This window comes from Amycolatopsis sp. NPDC005003, from assembly GCF_053600695.1.
The window spans coordinates 158,976-173,691 of record NZ_JBSGAI010000005.1 but is presented as its reverse complement, the minus strand read 5'-3'; the positions used below and the strand labels follow the sequence as shown (position 1 = coordinate 173,691).

Sequence of the window (14,716 nt, the reverse complement as noted above, 5' to 3'; positions counted from 1 at the left end):
AGCGTCAGCTCTGGGTCTTGTCGCGCCAGGCGATCCACGACTTGAGTGCGTCGAGGTCGTAGTCCGGGCCGCCGACGCCGACCGTGAACGTCGTGACGCCCAGTTCGAGCAGCTTCGGGCCCAGTTCGTCCGGCTCGCCCTGGACACCGCACGAACGCTCGATCTCGGCCGGGTCGCGGCCGACGTCCGCGCAGTGCTGGTCGAGGATCTTGACCTTGCGGCCGACGACCTCCGGGTCGCCGAAGCCGTGCCAGATGTCGCCGTGCTTGGCCACCAGCTTGAGGGTCTTCTTCTCGCCGCCGCCGCCGATCAGCACCGGGATCTTGCGGGTCGGGGCCGGGTTCAGCTTGCCGAGCCTGCTTTCGATCCGCGGGAGGGATTCGGCGAGGTCGTCGAGGCGGCCGCCGGCGGTGCCGAACTCGTAGCCGTACTCGTCGTAGTCCTTCTCGAACCAGCCGGAGCCGATGCCGAGGATGAGCCGGCCGCCGGAGATGTGGTCGACCGTACGGGCCATGTCGGCCAGCAGCTCGGGGTTGCGGTAGCTGTTGCAGGTGACCAGCGCGCCGATCTCCACCCGGGACGTCGACTCCGCCCACGCGCCGAGCATGGTCCAGCACTCGAAGTGCATGCCGTCGGGGTCGCCGTAGAGGGGGTAGAAGTGGTCCCAGTTGAAGACGATGTCGGCGCCGAGGTCTTCGGCGGCCGACGCGGTGCGCCGGATGGAGTCGTAGTCGGCGTGCTGCGGCTGGAGCTGCAGGCCGATCCGGATGCGTCGTTCGGTCATGTTCGCAGCCTACGACCGGCGCGGAACGTCTCGCGCGCCCAGACCGTGGCCAAGGGTGGTAGTGCCACCACCAGCCTCCGCCGCTTCGGGACCACGGCCCGCCGCGTCAGGATGTCGTAGTCCAGCGCGGCGATTTCGTCGAGGATGCCTTCGTACAACGTCAACGCCGTCCGCACGCACGGCCGCGATTCGGGACGCAGCAACGCGACCCCGGCTTCGGCACGCCGGTACACCGCCCGCGTCCGCGCGACGAAGTACGCCAGCGCCGCCCGGATCCGCGGGTCGGGGCGTCTCGCTTCGAGCAGTTCGCGGGTGACGCCGAACGCGGCCAGTTCCGAGGTCGGCAGGTACAGCCGTCCGCGGTCGAGGTCTTCGCCGACGTCCCGCAGGAAGTTGGTCAGCTGGAACGCCTCGCCCAGCGCGATCGCGCCCGGCTCGGCTTCGGCGAGCGGCCCGACCGTGCCGAACACCGGCAGCATCTGCAGGCCGATCACCGCGGCCGAGCCGTACATGTATGCGCCGAGCTCGGCGAACGTCCGGTACTCGACCGGCTTCAGGTCCGCCCGCATCGACTTCAGGAACGCGTCGAACAGGTCCCGTGCCAGGCCGTGGCGCCGCACGGTGTCGGCCAGGGCCATCAGCACCGGCTCGTCCGGGGCGCCGCCCGCGAAGACGACGTCGACCATGTCGCCGACCCGGTCCAGCTCGGTCGCGGGGTCGCTGCCCGGTGCCGGGTTGTCGACCAGTTCGTCCGCCATCCGCGCGAACCCGTACAGCGTGTGCGCGGCGGGCCGGGCCCGGGCCGGCAGCAGCCGCGTCGCCAGGAAGAACGTGCGGCCGTAGTGGGCGTTGATGCGGCGGCATTCGGTGTAGGCCGCGCGGAGGTCCGCGCCGGTGATGCCCGCCGCGTCGAGTTCGTTCACCGGCCGGTGATCCGTTCCGCCGCCAGTCGGCCGGAGATCAGCACCGGCGGGATGCCGACGCCGGGGGTGGTGCCGCAGCCGGCCAGCACGACGTTGCCCGCCGCGCGGACCAGGTTCGCCGGCCGGAACGGACCCGTCTGGGTGAACGTGTGCGCGAGCGAGAACGGCGTCCCGGCCGCGAGCCCCCGCGCCGCCCAGTCCGCCGGGGTGATCGTCTCGTCGACGGTGAACTCGCCGCCGAAACCGGTCAGCCCGCGCGCCTCCAGCGTGCGGAGCAGCTCTTCGCGGTACGGCCCGCGGACGCGGTCCCAGTCGATCGGGCCGCGGCGCAGGTTCGGCGCGGGCGCGAGCACCGAGACGATTTCACCGCCGCGCCCGGCCAGTCCCGGGTCGGTCGCCGTCGGCCGGGTGACCAGCAGCGACGGGTCGCTCATGAGCTTCCCCTCGCGGATGATCTCGGCGAACGTCCGCTCCCAGGCGCCGCCGAAGAAGATCGTGTGGTGGCCGAGGTCCCACTTTTCGGTGGTCCGCCCGTGCAGGACCACGGCGGACGGCGAGTAGCGCAGCGGCACGGGTCGTCGGGGCCGCGCGCCGAGGAGCCGGTAGGCCGTGGCGAGCTCGGTGGCCAGCACGACGGCGTCGCAGGCGATCCGCTCGCCCGAGCGCGTCCGGACCGCGCGCACCCGCGAATGCACCCGCTCCAGCCAGGCGGCTTCGGTGCCGAACCGCACGTCCGCGCCGGCTCGCGCGGCGGCCCCGGTCATCGCCCGGCCGATCTCGCCCATCCCGCCTTCGGGGTAGTAGACGCCGCCGACGGTGTCCATGTACGCGATGACGCCGTACGCGCCGATCGCGCGCGCCGGGTCGAGACCGGCGTACAGCGCCTGGAAGGTGAACAGCCGCCGGACGCGCTCGTCGAGCAGGTACCGGCCGACGCGCGGGCCGAGCCGTCCGAACCCGCCCAGCGCGGCGAGCTTCGCCAGCTCGGGGCGGGCCAGGTCGAGCGGCGAATCGAAGTTGGCCGCCAGGAAGCGGTCCTTCTGCGCCGCGTACAGCTCGGTCAGCCAGCGCCGCAGCGCCCGGTAGCCCGCCGCCTCGCGGGCGCCGGCGAAGGCGCGGATTTCCTCCTCCATCGCGTCGCCGTCGGTGCGCAGGGCCAGCGAGCTGCCGTCGGCGAACCGCGCCCGGTAGGCCGGATCGAGGCGGGTCAGGCGCAGGTTCTTGGCCAGTGGCTCGCCGACCGCGGCGAACGCCTCCTCCAGCAGCTCCGGCATGGTGAGCACGCTCGCGCCGGTGTCCACCGCGTTGCCGTCGAAGCTCCGCTGCCCGGCTCGCCCGCCCGGGACGTCCGCCTGCTCCAGCAGCGTCACCCGCCGTCCGGCGCCGAGCAGGTGCAGGGTCGCCGAAAGCCCGGCCAGCCCCGCGCCGATGACGACGACGTGGTCGGCGGGCCCGATCGTCCGCACGTCAGTACGTCCGCTGGGTGGCCTTGACGACCAGCCCGGTCAGCGCCGCGGGCGCCGGCTCGGCCAGGTGCGCGCGGTCCAGCGCGGCCATCGCCGCCGTCGTCAGCTCGTCGATCCGGCGCTCCACGGCGTCGACCGCGCCGACCTGGTGCAACGCCATCCGGACGGTCTCGACGCCCTCGTCGGAGAGGTCCGCGTCGCCGATCGCGTCCGCGATGACCGTGGCCGCGGCCTGCTCGTCCTTCTCGGCCGCGAGCTGCAGGCCGAGCGCGACGAGCAGGGTGCGCTTGCCCTCGCGCAGGTCGTCGCCGGCGGGCTTGCCGGTGACCGACGGATCGCCGAAGACGCCCAGCAGGTCGTCGCGCAGCTGGAACGCCACGCCGACCTCGCCGCCGAACTCCAGCAGCGTGGCGATCAGTTCGGGGGACGCGCCGCCGAGCGCGGCGCCCAGGTGCAGCGGCCGCTGCACGGTGTAGGCGGCGGTCTTGAGCCGGTCGATCTTGAGCGCGGCCTCGACCGAGGCGTCCCCGGTGGCCTGCGTGCGGACGTCGAGGTACTGCCCGGCGAGCACCTCGGTGCGCATCGCGCGCCAGGCCGGGCGGGCCGCCGCGAGCGTCTCAGCGGGCAGCGGGGCGTCGGCGAACATGTCGTCCGCCCAGGCCAGCGCCAGGTCGCCGACCAGCACGGCGGTGGCCAGGCCGAACGTCGTGGGGGAGCCGAGCCAGCCGCGGTCGGCGTGCAGCTTCGCGCCCGCGATGTGCACGGTCGGGTTGCCGCGGCGGGAGTCGGAGGAGTCGATGAGGTCGTCGTGGATCAGCGCGCACGCCTGGATCAGCTCCAGGCTGGACACCGCCTGCAGAACGCCTTCGGCGTCCGGGCCCGCCGGGTCGCCGCCCGCGCCGCGCCAGCCCCACCAGGCGAACGTCGGGCGCAAGCGCTTGCCGCCGCCGAGCACGAACCCGCGCAGCGCGTCGATCCCGGCCGCCACGGTGGGCTCGGTCTCGAGGATCGTGGTGCCCGCCCGATCGAGGAACCCGGCCAGCGCGCGCTCGACGTGGGCGGGCAGGTCGCTGTCGGCGGCGGGCGCGTTCATCCCGCCATCCTCGCGGAACGCGCGGGGGCGCGGGCGGGCGGGGCACCCCGATGTGGCGAATCAGACTTCCGCGGTGGCGCCCCAGAACGGACCGGTGAGGCCCGCTTCGGCGAAGTAGGCGACGGCGTCGTGCGGTTCGCGACGGCGGTAGCCGCGCTCCAGCCGGCCCGCGTACCAGCCGCGGGCGAGCCGCCAGAGGGTGACCAGGTCGAGCACGGACCCCTTGGCCTGCCCGGTTTCCGCCAGCCAGGCGTCCACACAGGACTCGCAGCAGAAGAGGCGCTGGTTCGCGCACGTGTGCAGCACGTCGTCCCACATCCGCGCGGCGGGCACCAGGAAGTGCGCCACCTGGATGCCTTCGGGCGGCGCGGACCGGTTCACCACCAGCGCGTGCGGCTGCCCGCAGCCGGGGCAGCGGGTCGCGACCAGCACCTCCGGCTCGGCGTCGACCAGGTGCGGGATGGCGAACGAGTCCCACGCGCAGCCGCCCCACCACAGCGTGTGCGCGCCCATCACGGAGAAGCCGAGCGGCTTCGCGGCGAAGGGGTGGGCCAGGACGACGTGCTCCCGCTCGTCGAGCACCAGGTGGTGGGCGTCGGCGAGCCGGTGCAGGGCCTGCTTCGCGACGGCCAGCGACCCGCCCGCGGCGTCGGCCAGCTCGGGCGCGCCCGGCGCCCGGCCGTGGCGGGCGAACGCGTGGTACACGGCCAGGCGCACGTCCTCGTCCCAGCTCGCGTCGTCATCCCTCATCGCTCACTCCTGTACCGAGTCTAGAGCCGGGCCCCTTAACATTCGAGGTATGACGTCGGTGATCGAGCGGTTGCGCGGAGACGGGCCGAAGTTCTCCATCGAGTTCTTCCCACCCCGGGACACGGCGGACGAGGCCGTCCTCTGGAAGGCGATCCGGGAGCTCGAGCCGTACGACCCGGCGTACATGTCCATCACCTACGGGGCCGGCGGCTCCAGCCGCGACGGCACGGTCCGCAGCATCGCCCGCGTCGCGACCGAGACGACGCTGGTGCCGATGGCGCACCTGACCGCGGTCAACCACTCCGTCGCCGAGCTGCGGAACGTGATCGGCTGGTACGCCTCGGTCGGCGTCCGCAACATCCTCGCGCTGCGCGGCGACCCGCCCGGCGACGTCTACGGCGAGTGGATCCCGCACCCGGAGGGCCTCCAGTACGCCGAAGAGCTGGTGCAGCTGGTGCGCTCGCTCGGTGACTTCTGCGTCGGCGTGTCGGCGTACACCTACGGCCACCCGCGCTCGACCGACCTGGAATCGGACACGAAGTACCTGGTCCGGAAGCTGCGCGCGGGCGCGGACTTCGCCATCGCGCAGCTGTTCCACGACGCCGAGGACTTCCTCCGGCTGCGGGACAGGGTGGCCGCGACCGGCTGCGACGTCCCGGTGCTGCCCGGCGTCATGCCGCTGACGACGATGCGGACCCTGCAGACGACGATCAAGCTGTCCGGCGCCCCGGCCCCCCGCAAGCTCCTGGACCGGCTCGAACCCCTGGCCGACGACCCCAAGGCGTTCCGCGCGGCGGGCATCGACGTCACCACGGAGCTGTGCGAGAAACTGATCGGCGAGGGCGTGCCGAACCTGCACTTCTACACGTTCAACCGCTCGAAGGCGACGCGCGAGGTGATCGCCCGGCTGGGGCTCGTTCCAGCCCGTGCTTAAGTACGTACCACCGGGTCGGTGTGGCCCGGTAGCGTGCCGCACATGGCTTCTACTGCTTCCGAAGGCGTGCACGAGATCTGTGACCGCTACGTCGACGACTACGCGGCCGCCGACCCGGTCGCGGCGACCGCGCACGGCATCGCCGGCCACGACCACCGGCTGACCGACTACTCGGCGGACGGGTACGCCGAGCGGGCCGGTCTGGCCGCGCGGGCGCACGCCGCCGTCACCGCCGCCGAGCCGCGGGATGCCGCCGAGCGCGCCGCCAAGGCCGTGTTCACCGAGCGCGTCGGCCTGGAGCTGGAGATCCACGAGGCCGGCCTGGACGTGGCGAGCCTGAACGTCATTTCCTCGCCGGTGCAGGAGCTGCGCATGGCGTTCGACCTGATGCCGCTGGAGACGGAGCAGGACTGGGCGGTCGCCTCGGCCCGGATCGCCGAGGTCCCGCAGGCGCTGGCGAACATCCGCAGCGGCCTGCTTTCGGCGGCCGACGCGGGGCACGTCGCGGCGCTGCGGCAGGTCGCGAAGGTCGCGGAGCAGTGCGAGACCTGGGCCGGCCTGAAGGAGGCGACGGGCTTCTTCACCGAGTTCGTCGCACCTTCGCCGGATTCGGCGTTGAAGGCGGACCTCTCGCAGCGCGCCCGGGCCGCGGACGAGGCGTTCGCGGAGTTCGCCGGCTTCCTGCGGGCCGAGCTGGCGCCGAAGGCCCCGGTCAAGGACGCCGTCGGCGAGGACGTTTACCGCCTGTGGTCCCGCTACTTCGTCGGCGCGGCGCTGGACCTGCGCGAGGCCTACGAGTGGGGCTGGGCGGAGTTCGCCCGCATCGAGGCCGAGATGCGCGCGGTGGCGAACCGCGTCAAGCCGGGCGCTTCGCCGGCCGAGGCGGCGGCCGCCCTCGACGCGGACCCGCGCTACCGCGTCCGGGGGCGCGCGGAGTTCGAGGCGTGGATGCAGCGCCTCTCCGACGGCGCCCTGGAGTCGTTGCGCGGCAAGCACTTCGACATTTCCGACCGGGTGATGGCCCTGGAGTGCAAGATCGCCCCGCCGGGTGGCGGAGTGGGCGCGTACTACACGGGCCCGAGCGAGGACTTCGCCCGGCCGGGCCGCATGTGGTGGTCCCTGCCCGCGGGCCGCGAGGAGTTCAGCACCTGGCGCGAGACGAGCACGGTGTACCACGAGGGAGCCCCGGGCCACCACCTGCAGATCGCGACGGCGGTGGACCAGTCGGACGGGCTGAACAAGTACCAGCGGCTGCTGGCGTTCACGTCCGGGCACGCGGAGGGCTGGGCCCTGTACGCGGAGCGCCTGATGGAGGAACTGGGCTACCTCTCGGACGACGGCGACCTCCTGGGGATGCTGTCGGAGCAGCTGTTCCGCGCGGCCCGCGTGGTGGTGGACCTGGGCATGCACCTGGAGCTGGCGATCCCGGCGGGAACGGGCTTCCACGAAGGCTCGCGCTGGACCCCGGAGCTGGGCCTGGAGTTCATGCTGACCCGAACGATCACGGACCAGGCCCACATCCGCGACGAGATCGACCGCTACCTGGGCTGGCCGGGCCAGGCCCCGGCGTACAAGATCGGCGAGCGCCTCTGGCTGACGGCCCGCGCCGAGGCACAGGCGCGCGCGGGGGCGGGGTTCGACATCAAGCGCTTCCACACGGAGGCGCTGAAGATGGGCGGGATGGGGTTGGACACGCTGCGGGAACAGCTGGCCGGCCTGGACTGAGTGCTCGGGAACGGGGCCACCGGTAAACCGGTGGCCCCGTTCGGCTTCTCCCCGTTAGGTTGATCTCGTGCGCCGAATCCTCTTCGTCACCCCACCGCCCCGCGCCTGAGCGGGGTGGTCCCTCGCCGCGTGGCCTCCGAGGCCCGCGGCTGATTCGTGGTGCGCACCGCCCCGCGTTCGTCGAACTCCCCTTCCTTCGACGCAGACGCAGGAGCGTTCATGTCCCTCGCCCTACCCACGCGCGCCCGCTCGTCGGCCGCGCTGGTCCTCGCCGGTGTCCTCTGGGGCACCGGCGGCCTCGCCGGGTCGCTGCTCGCGCGGCGGGCCGGCCTCCACCCGCTCGCCGTCGCCGACTACCGGCTGCTCGTCGGCGGTGCGGCCGCGACCCTCCTCCTCAACGGCCGCCCCCTGCCGCGGACGGCGAACGCCGCCCGGCGCATCCTCGCCGTCGGCGGCCTCTTCGCCCTCTTCCAGGCGAGCTACTTCGCCGCCGTCGCGCTCAGCTCGGTGAGCGTCGCGACGATGACCACGATCGGCGCCGCGCCCGTCATGGTCACCCTCGCGTCGGTGCGGCGGCTCCGTCGCTGGACGCTGGTCTCCGTGACGGGCACCCTCGCCGGCCTGGTGCTGCTCCAGTGGTCACCGGGCGAAGCGATCTCGTTCGGCGGCCTCGGCTTCGCCCTGCTCGCGGCGGCCGGCTTCGCGACCCTCACCCTGGTCACCGCGAAGCCCGCCGATGGCCTGGATCCGCTGTCGACGACGGCGTTCGGCTGCCTCACCGGCGGCCTGCTGCTCCTCCCGGTGGCGAGCTGGTCCGGCATGGCGATCCCGCTGCACGCGGACGTCCTCGCGACCGTCTGCTACCTCGGCGCCGTCCCGACAGCGCTCGCGTACGCCGCGTACCTGCGCGGCCTGGCCGACGCGCACCCCGTGCTCGGCTCGCTGTCGGCGGTGCTCGAGCCGCTGACGGCCGCGGTGCTCTCCGCCGCGGTGCTCGGGGAACGGCTGGGCGTCACGGCGTGGTGCGGCGCCGCCGTGCTGGTCGCGGCCCTGGTCGTCGGCTACTGGCGACCCGAGCCGCGCTGAGCACCCGCTGCCCCTCGGCTCAGCGCGGGTCGAGGGGCAGCGCCCGGCCCAGGATCGCGAACGGGCGCGGGTCGCCCGCGAAGTGGTAGTCGCGCAGGACGTCGACGAACCCGGTCCGGCGGTAGAGCTTCCACGCCCGGCTCGTGCCCTCGGGCGTCGACAGCAGCACGTTCGCGCTCGGGACGCCGTCCAGGAGGCTGCGGAGCAGGTCCTCGCCGATCTGGTGGCCCTGGTTCTCCGGCCGGACGTGGATCTCGGTCAGCTCGAAGTAGTCCGCCAGCCAGCGGTCGGCCTCGGCGGCGCCGGCCCGGCGGCTCAGGCCGTGGCGCACCTGCTCGTGCCACCACTGCCCGGCCCGGCCGCGGTAGCCGTAGGCGACCCCGAGCAGGACGTCGTCGGCGTCGAGCGCGGCCATGCAGCGCCAGCCCTCGCGCAGCGCGTGGGTGAGCCACATCGGCGCGCGCTGCTCGGCGGTGCCCGCCGGGTACCGCATCGCCCGGACGTAGATGTCGAGCGCTTCGGGCAGGCGGGCGCGGAACTCGTCCGCGGAGAGCTGGACGTACCGGGAGCAGCCGGCGGGCATCGCGGTCACGGCTGCCCATCCTCCTCCGCGCCGCCGAGCGCGCCGGGGGTGCCCCCGGTCAAGGCGACCAGCCCGGCGAAGGTCGTGGGGAACACGGCCTTCGGGTGCCCGGCGGCGGCCCACACGACGTCGTGCGCGCGCAGTGCGGTGTCGACCAGGGTGGGCAGCGGCTCGGGGTGCCCGACCGGGGCGACGCCGCCGATCGGCTGCCCGGTGTGCGCCCGCACGAAGTCGGCGTCGGCCTTGCCGATTTCGCCCCCGGCCAGCTGCTCGAGGGTGCCCGGATCGGCGCGGTGGGCACCCGAGGTGAGGGCGAGGAGCGCTTTTTTGTCGGACCCCAGGCGGAAGATGAGGCTGTTGGCGATGGCCCCGACGGGCACGCCGAGTGCTTCGGCCGCCTGGGCGGCGGTCCGGACCTCGGCGGGCAGGACACGGATGCCCTCGGCGGCGGCGTGCTGTCCGGCTTCGGCCAGCGCGGCCGCCACCTTGGCGACGGCGGGGTGCTCCAGCGAACTCATGAACCTATGAGATCACGGCACCGACCTGGTGTCCCGCACCACGCCCCCTGGGGTTGAGCGGGCAGCGGGTCGGGGGTTACTCTGGAAATTGTTCGAACAGGCGTTCGACATCGGTGAGTGGGTGCCGGTCAGGTGCCGGGGCTCACCCGCGCAGGAGGAGGGTCGCCATGTCCGTCAAGGTCGTGTCCCCCACGGATCCCGGGCAGCCGGAGCTGCCCATGTCGCTGCGCCCGCAGCCGGCCCCGGCCGGCTCCCAGCGCGGCCGGTCCCGGCAGTGCTTGGCGCCCGGAGCGGAGCCGCGGCAGCGCTCGTCGGCGGTGGACTCCCGGCAGCCCCAGCTGCCGATCTCCCTGTGCACCTCGGCGGTCGCGGAGGCCGGACAGCCCGAATCGGTGAGCTCGCCGGTTGCGGAGGCGGGTTCCGAGCTGCCGAGCTCTTCGCCTTCGGATGTCGCGGACCACGGGCGACCCGAGGCGGACTCCCGCCAGTCGGAGCTGCCGCTTCCGGCCCTGGCGATCCCGGAGCAGGCCCGGCCGGTCGATGTCGGCGTGGTCGCCGGTCGTCCAGAGTCCTTTGTCGCCGATTCCGCTGTTGCCGATTCCGTGCAGCTCGAGCTGCCGGCCGCCGCGCTGGCTCCCCAGCCGGCAGCACCCTCTTTCGCTGCTGCACCGGCAGCCGCGCGCCCGCCCGTCGTGGCGTCGCCTGCTGTCGGCGCGTCCGAGCTGCCGGTTCCCGAGGCGCCGGCCGGCCCCGAGCTCCCCATGGCGCTGCGCCCGCCCGGTGCCGATTCCGACCAGTCCCAGCTGCCCATGTCCCTGCGCCCGCCCGCTTCGCCGGCCGCCGCCGGGTTGCTTGCCCAAGCCCGGCGTGGGCTCGCCGAGGCCGCGCAGGAAACCCGGCCCGCCGAACGCTTCATCGGCGCCTACCTCGCCGCTCTCCGAGGCGCCGCCGCGGTGCTCGCCGCCCGGGGGCGGCCGCACCGGGGGCGGGCCCGGCCCGCCAGCACCTGGGTGCTGCTCGACTCCGTCGCCCCCGAGCTGCGGGAGTGGTCCGCCTTCTTCGCCAGCAACTCGGCCACCCGCGCCGCCGCGCAGGCCGGGATCACCGGGAAGGTCACCGCCGAGTCCGCCGCCGGGCTGGTCGGGGCCGCCACGCCGTTCCTGGAGCTCGTCCGCCGTCTCGTGCACGGCCTGCCGATCACCGGGGAAGCCCATGTCGCGTGAGCACGGCCCGGTCGACCAGGGGCGGTTGCTCACGGCGTTGGGAATCGAAGGCAGGCTGCTGGCCGAGGTGGTGCACACGGCGCCGACCGAAGCCCCGGTGCCCGCCTGCCCCGGCTGGTCGCTCGGCGAGGTCGCCCGGCACGTCGGCAGCCTCTACCGGATGGTCCGGCGCCGGCTGACCGACGGCCGTAGCCCGGAAGACTGGCCGCGCGAGCCCGAGCCGGGCCAGAGCCTGCAGGAATTCCTGGAGGCGGGCCTCACCGAACTGCTCGACGAGCTCGCCGCGCACGACCCGGAGGAACGCGCCGACACCTGGTGGCCGGCGGACCGGACGTACGGGTTCTGGCGGCGCCGGATGTTGCACGAGACGGTCGTCCACCGGGTCGACGTCGAGCAGGCGGCCGGCGCCGAGCCGCGCGGCGTGCCCGACGACGTCGCGATCGACGGCATCGACGAGGTGCTCACCCTGTGGTTCGGGCAGAAGCTGCCGATGCTGGGCCTGACCGGCACGAAGGCGGGCTCGGTCGGCGTCCGGGCCGGCGCGCACAGCTGGATCGCGCGGGCCGGACCCGCCACCACGGAAGCCTGGCGCTGTTCGGCCGAGGAGGCCGAGGCCGCGGACGACGTCGTCACGGCCAAGCCCGCGCAGATCTACCTGTGGCTCTGGGGCCGCGCGTCCCTGACCGCGGTGACCGTGCGCGGCGTGCACGACCAGGCGGCCCAGCTCTGGGCGCTGCTGCGGCTCGCAACCCGATGACCCGGCCGGTGGGGAAGCCGAACCGGAATTGTCGGAGGTGGCGGATAGCCTGCGGCGCATGACCACGCGCCTGGTGAACCTGGTGATCGACGCGGCGCGGCCGGAAGTCCTGGCGGGCTTCTGGGCCGCGCTGCTCGATTGGCGCGTCGCTGTCGAGGAGGCCGGCGAGATCGACGTCCGGGCTCCGGAGAGCGACGGCTGGGACCTGGACCTCGTCTTCGTGCCGGTTCCCGAACCCAAGGAGGTCAAGAACCGCATCCACCTGGACCTGGCGAGCACGACCCCGGAGCACCAGGCCGAGCTGGTGGCCCGCGCCCTGGAGCTGGGCGGCCGCCGGGTCGACGTCGGGCAGGGCGCGGTGCCGTGGGTAGTGCTCGCCGATCCGGAGGGCAACGAGTTCTGCGTCCTCGAACCCCGCGAGCGGTACGCGGACACCGGCGCGGTCGCGTCGATCCTGGTCGACGCCCACGATCCGGAGCTTCTGGCGGCCTTCTGGGCACGGATCACCGGGTGGCCGGTCCAAGCCCGCGAAGGCGACGTCCTGGTGGGGCTGCGCGCGCCGTCCGGCCGGGGTCCGTGGCTGGAGTTCCTGCGCAACGACGACGTCAAGCGGGTCAAGAACCGCGTGCACCTGGACGTCGCACCCCCGGCGGAGGCCGATCACGCCGAGGCGGTGAAGGAGGTCCTCGCGATCGGTGCGGCGCCGGCGGACCTGGGCGGTTCCGCGCTGCCGTGGCGGGTGCTGACCGACCCGGAGGGCAACGAGTTCTGCGTGCTCACCCCACGCTGACCCGGCGTCGGGATCGCCCGGGAGCGCGCCGGACCGAAGCCCGCTGCTGCGGCCGGTTCGCCCAGCGTCGAGCGCCGATTGGAGCATTCGGGCGCGACGTTCGCCAGGTTGCGGGCGCAGGGTGCCTCGTCCGGATGGGCGACCAGGCAGAGCCGGCGTTCGAGCTGAGGTCCGGTTCGGGTGTTTCGGCGGCGTTGCGGCGGCGCGTCGAACGCTGACCTGCGCGAAACACCGGCGTCCTGGGAAGGCAACAACCTCGGGGGACCGTGGGGGCATGGAGACCTCCAGAGCGTTGCCCCAGCCGGGCCGGACGGCCGCCGTCGAGGAGCCGGCGGCGCCGTCCGCGTGGCGGGTGCGGATCCGGATGCACGACCACCCGGGCACCCTCGCCCGGATCGCCATCCGGCTCGCCGACCTCGAGTGCAACATCCTCGGCCTGTCCGTGCTGCCGGTGCCCGGCGGGGTGCTCGACGAGATCGTGCTGCGCCCGGCCACCGGCCTGCCCCGGCGGCACCTGGTCGACGCCATCCGCGCCGAAGGCTGCGAGTGCACGGCGATCATCGACGCCGACGTCCACGACCTCGTCGACCCGTCGGCCTCGACGCTGCTCGCGGCCCGCCGCGCGATCGACGACCCGGCCCGCCTCGCCGAAGTGCTGAAGGACGTCCTGGCCGCGGACGTCGTCACGCTCGTCCCGGCCGCCGAGGCGAACCCGGCGCGCACGGAGAGCGGACACCGGGCGGTGTTCGTGCTGGCCGGAGGCAGTGCGCTGGTGGCGCGCCGCCAGTGGGCGCCGTTCGTGCAGCTGGAGCTGACCCGCGCCGAAGCGCTGGTGGCGCTGCTCGCGGCGGCGGCCCGGAACGCGGCCGGCCCGGTGGTCCTCGACCGCCCGGACGGCGCGGCGATCGTCCTGCGCAAGGGCGTCCCCGGTGACGCCGACGCGGTGGCCGAGCTGCACCGCCGCTGCTCGATGGCCACGCTGTTCCGGCGCTACCACTCGGGAGTGCGCACGGTGCCGCGCCGCCGCCTGCACCGGCTGCTGGTGCCGCCGCGCGGCACGAGCGTGCTCGCCGTGTTCGGCCGCGAGGTGATCGGCCTGGCCCAGCTCATCCCGATGACGACGGGCGGCGCCGAGATCTCCCTCCTGGTGGAGGACGACTGGCAGCGGCAGGGAATCGGCACGGCCCTCCTGGCGCGGCTCGCGGTGCTGGCGGAGGCCCAGGGCATCACGGAGCTGTCCGCGGACTCCCTGGCGGGCGACGACATCCTGCCCCGGACGGCAGCCCGGGCCGGCCTGCGCACGGAACGCAGCACCGAGGACGGCGCCCGGCTGAGGATGTTCCTGCCGGCCTGAGCTTCAGCGCTTCCAGAACCAGTCTTTGTCGCGCGCTTCACGCATGGCGGACTTCTTGCGTTCGGCGGTGAGCCGGTCGAGGTAGAGGACGCCGTCGAGGTGGTCGGTCTCGTGCTGCAGGCACTGGGCCAGCACGTCTTCGCCTTCGACCTCGATGGGTTCGTTGTGGACGTCGACGCCGCGGACCTTGGCGTGCTTCGCCCGTTTGGTGGGGAACCACAGTTCCGGCACCGACAGGCAGCCTTCGTTGATCTCGTGCGTTTCTTCGGACAGTTCGACGATCTCGGGATTGACGACATACCCGGTCAGCCCGGCAACGTCATAACTGAAAACGCGAAGCCCGACGCCGATCTGCGGCGCGGCCAGCCCGGCCCGCCCGGCGGGTTTGACGGAATCGACCAGGTCCCGCACGAGCGCTTCGAGCTTCTCGTCGAACACGGTGACCGGATCGCAGACGGACTTGAGGATCGGGTCCCCGAAATAGCGCAGTTCGCGCATCGCCATGAGCAGAACATCCTTCGTGCGTGTCGGACTGGCAGCTTAGGCCAGCCCAGAAGACGATCGCGCGGCAATCGCCAACCCGCCGCGCTGGGAGACCCTCCGCGGCCGGCTGACTGCGCCGGTGGTTGCCTGCTGTGGGCGGCGACTCGGACCGCGGGGCGGTGGGCAGGCCGGGTTGCGGGTGGGGTCGGCGAGTTGCCGGGGTGGGCTTGTGGGTTGCGGCGGTCGG

At 73.6% G+C, this 14,716-nt stretch carries 15 protein-coding genes; 7 read left to right on the top strand and 8 right to left on the bottom strand.

From position 1 onward, the window contains the following. Nucleotides 1-4 precede the first annotated feature (4 nt). From ACWED2_RS08155 to merB, 5 genes are read right to left on the bottom strand one after another with little or no spacing between them, the layout of a single operon-like run. The gene (locus ACWED2_RS08155; RefSeq protein WP_449689732.1) at nucleotides 5-784 is read right to left on the bottom strand and encodes an LLM class F420-dependent oxidoreductase; all 780 of its coding nucleotides are present in this window, start codon (nucleotides 782-784) and stop codon (nucleotides 5-7) included. Continuing rightward, nucleotides 781-1,707: a phytoene/squalene synthase family protein gene (locus ACWED2_RS08150; RefSeq protein WP_449689731.1), complete on the bottom strand. Its 927-nt coding sequence runs from the start codon at nucleotides 1,705-1,707 to the stop codon at nucleotides 781-783. The genes ACWED2_RS08155 and ACWED2_RS08150 overlap by 4 nt, the downstream gene beginning before the upstream one ends. Beyond that, nucleotides 1,704-3,173, bottom strand: coding sequence for a phytoene desaturase family protein (crtI, locus tag ACWED2_RS08145; RefSeq protein WP_449689730.1), 1,470 nt, complete (start codon nucleotides 3,171-3,173; stop codon nucleotides 1,704-1,706). Before crtI ends, ACWED2_RS08150 begins: the two co-directional genes overlap by 4 nt. A gap of 1 nt (nucleotide 3,174) precedes the next feature. Continuing rightward, nucleotides 3,175-4,266 carry a polyprenyl synthetase family protein gene (locus ACWED2_RS08140; protein WP_449689729.1) on the bottom strand — a complete coding sequence of 364 codons (1,092 nt, stop codon included), beginning with the start codon at nucleotides 4,264-4,266 and terminating at the stop codon, nucleotides 3,175-3,177. Nucleotides 4,267-4,326: 60 nt separating this feature from the next. Then, nucleotides 4,327-5,016: an organomercurial lyase gene (gene merB / locus ACWED2_RS08135; RefSeq protein WP_449689728.1), complete on the bottom strand. Its 690-nt coding sequence runs from the start codon at nucleotides 5,014-5,016 to the stop codon at nucleotides 4,327-4,329. Nucleotides 5,017-5,065: 49 nt separating this feature from the next. Here merB and metF point away from each other — a divergent pair, with 49 nt between their 5' ends. The 3 genes from metF to ACWED2_RS08120 all read left to right on the top strand — a co-directional run bounded on the left by metF (nucleotide 5,066) and on the right by ACWED2_RS08120 (nucleotide 8,761). Next, nucleotides 5,066-5,950, top strand: a complete 885-nt coding sequence (gene metF / locus ACWED2_RS08130) for a methylenetetrahydrofolate reductase [NAD(P)H] (RefSeq protein WP_449689727.1) — start codon at nucleotides 5,066-5,068, stop codon at nucleotides 5,948-5,950. Nucleotides 5,951-5,992: 42 nt separating this feature from the next. Then, on the top strand, nucleotides 5,993-7,675 hold the full coding sequence (locus tag ACWED2_RS08125; RefSeq protein ID WP_449689726.1) for a DUF885 domain-containing protein: 1,683 nt from the start codon (nucleotides 5,993-5,995) through the stop codon (nucleotides 7,673-7,675). A gap of 219 nt (nucleotides 7,676-7,894) precedes the next feature. Then, complete coding sequence (locus ACWED2_RS08120; protein ID WP_449689725.1) at nucleotides 7,895-8,761, top strand: DMT family transporter; 867 nt, start codon at nucleotides 7,895-7,897, stop codon at nucleotides 8,759-8,761. 19 nt (nucleotides 8,762-8,780) lie between these two features. Here ACWED2_RS08120 and ACWED2_RS08115 read toward each other — a convergent pair whose 3' ends face one another. Beyond that, on the bottom strand, nucleotides 8,781-9,353 hold the full coding sequence (locus ACWED2_RS08115; protein WP_449689724.1) for a GNAT family N-acetyltransferase: 573 nt from the start codon (nucleotides 9,351-9,353) through the stop codon (nucleotides 8,781-8,783). Beyond that, complete coding sequence (locus ACWED2_RS08110) at nucleotides 9,350-9,862, bottom strand: YbaK/EbsC family protein (protein WP_449689723.1); 513 nt, start codon at nucleotides 9,860-9,862, stop codon at nucleotides 9,350-9,352. Before ACWED2_RS08110 ends, ACWED2_RS08115 begins: the two co-directional genes overlap by 4 nt. Before the next feature lie 167 nt (nucleotides 9,863-10,029). Between ACWED2_RS08110 and ACWED2_RS08105 the strand changes: the two genes are divergently transcribed. The 4 genes from ACWED2_RS08105 to ACWED2_RS08090 all read left to right on the top strand — a co-directional run bounded on the left by ACWED2_RS08105 (nucleotide 10,030) and on the right by ACWED2_RS08090 (nucleotide 13,986). Next, on the top strand, nucleotides 10,030-11,085 hold the full coding sequence (locus tag ACWED2_RS08105; protein WP_449689722.1) for an SAV_6107 family HEPN domain-containing protein: 1,056 nt from the start codon (nucleotides 10,030-10,032) through the stop codon (nucleotides 11,083-11,085). Continuing rightward, entirely contained in the window at nucleotides 11,075-11,842 is a 768-nt protein-coding gene (locus ACWED2_RS08100) for a maleylpyruvate isomerase family mycothiol-dependent enzyme (protein WP_449689721.1), read from the top strand. Before ACWED2_RS08105 ends, ACWED2_RS08100 begins: the two co-directional genes overlap by 11 nt. Before the next feature lie 58 nt (nucleotides 11,843-11,900). Beyond that, entirely contained in the window at nucleotides 11,901-12,632 is a 732-nt protein-coding gene (locus ACWED2_RS08095; protein WP_449689720.1) for a VOC family protein, read from the top strand. Nucleotides 12,633-12,924: 292 nt separating this feature from the next. After that, entirely contained in the window at nucleotides 12,925-13,986 is a 1,062-nt protein-coding gene (locus ACWED2_RS08090) for a GNAT family N-acetyltransferase (RefSeq protein WP_449689865.1), read from the top strand. A gap of 3 nt (nucleotides 13,987-13,989) precedes the next feature. Here ACWED2_RS08090 and def read toward each other — a convergent pair whose 3' ends face one another. After that, complete coding sequence (gene def, locus ACWED2_RS08085) at nucleotides 13,990-14,490, bottom strand: peptide deformylase (protein WP_449689719.1); 501 nt, start codon at nucleotides 14,488-14,490, stop codon at nucleotides 13,990-13,992. Nucleotides 14,491-14,716 lie beyond the last annotated feature (226 nt).

Excerpts from the sequence above, each read along its gene's own strand:
- ACWED2_RS08140 (WP_449689729.1), bottom strand. The coding sequence starts at position 4,266 with ATGAACGCGCCCGCCGCCGACAGCGACCTGCCCGCCCACGTCGAGCGC.
- ACWED2_RS08100 (WP_449689721.1), top strand. The coding sequence starts at position 11,075 with ATGTCGCGTGAGCACGGCCCGGTCGACCAGGGGCGGTTGCTCACGGCG.
- merB (WP_449689728.1), bottom strand. The coding sequence starts at position 5,016 with ATGAGGGATGACGACGCGAGCTGGGACGAGGACGTGCGCCTGGCCGTG.
- ACWED2_RS08110 (WP_449689723.1), bottom strand. The coding sequence starts at position 9,862 with ATGAGTTCGCTGGAGCACCCCGCCGTCGCCAAGGTGGCGGCCGCGCTG.
- ACWED2_RS08105 (WP_449689722.1), top strand. The coding sequence starts at position 10,030 with ATGTCCGTCAAGGTCGTGTCCCCCACGGATCCCGGGCAGCCGGAGCTG.
- metF (WP_449689727.1), top strand. The coding sequence starts at position 5,066 with ATGACGTCGGTGATCGAGCGGTTGCGCGGAGACGGGCCGAAGTTCTCC.
- ACWED2_RS08095 (WP_449689720.1), top strand. The coding sequence starts at position 11,901 with ATGACCACGCGCCTGGTGAACCTGGTGATCGACGCGGCGCGGCCGGAA.
- ACWED2_RS08125 (WP_449689726.1), top strand. The coding sequence starts at position 5,993 with ATGGCTTCTACTGCTTCCGAAGGCGTGCACGAGATCTGTGACCGCTAC.
- ACWED2_RS08155 (WP_449689732.1), bottom strand. The coding sequence starts at position 784 with ATGACCGAACGACGCATCCGGATCGGCCTGCAGCTCCAGCCGCAGCAC.
- ACWED2_RS08120 (WP_449689725.1), top strand. The coding sequence starts at position 7,895 with ATGTCCCTCGCCCTACCCACGCGCGCCCGCTCGTCGGCCGCGCTGGTC.
- def (WP_449689719.1), bottom strand. The coding sequence starts at position 14,490 with ATGGCGATGCGCGAACTGCGCTATTTCGGGGACCCGATCCTCAAGTCC.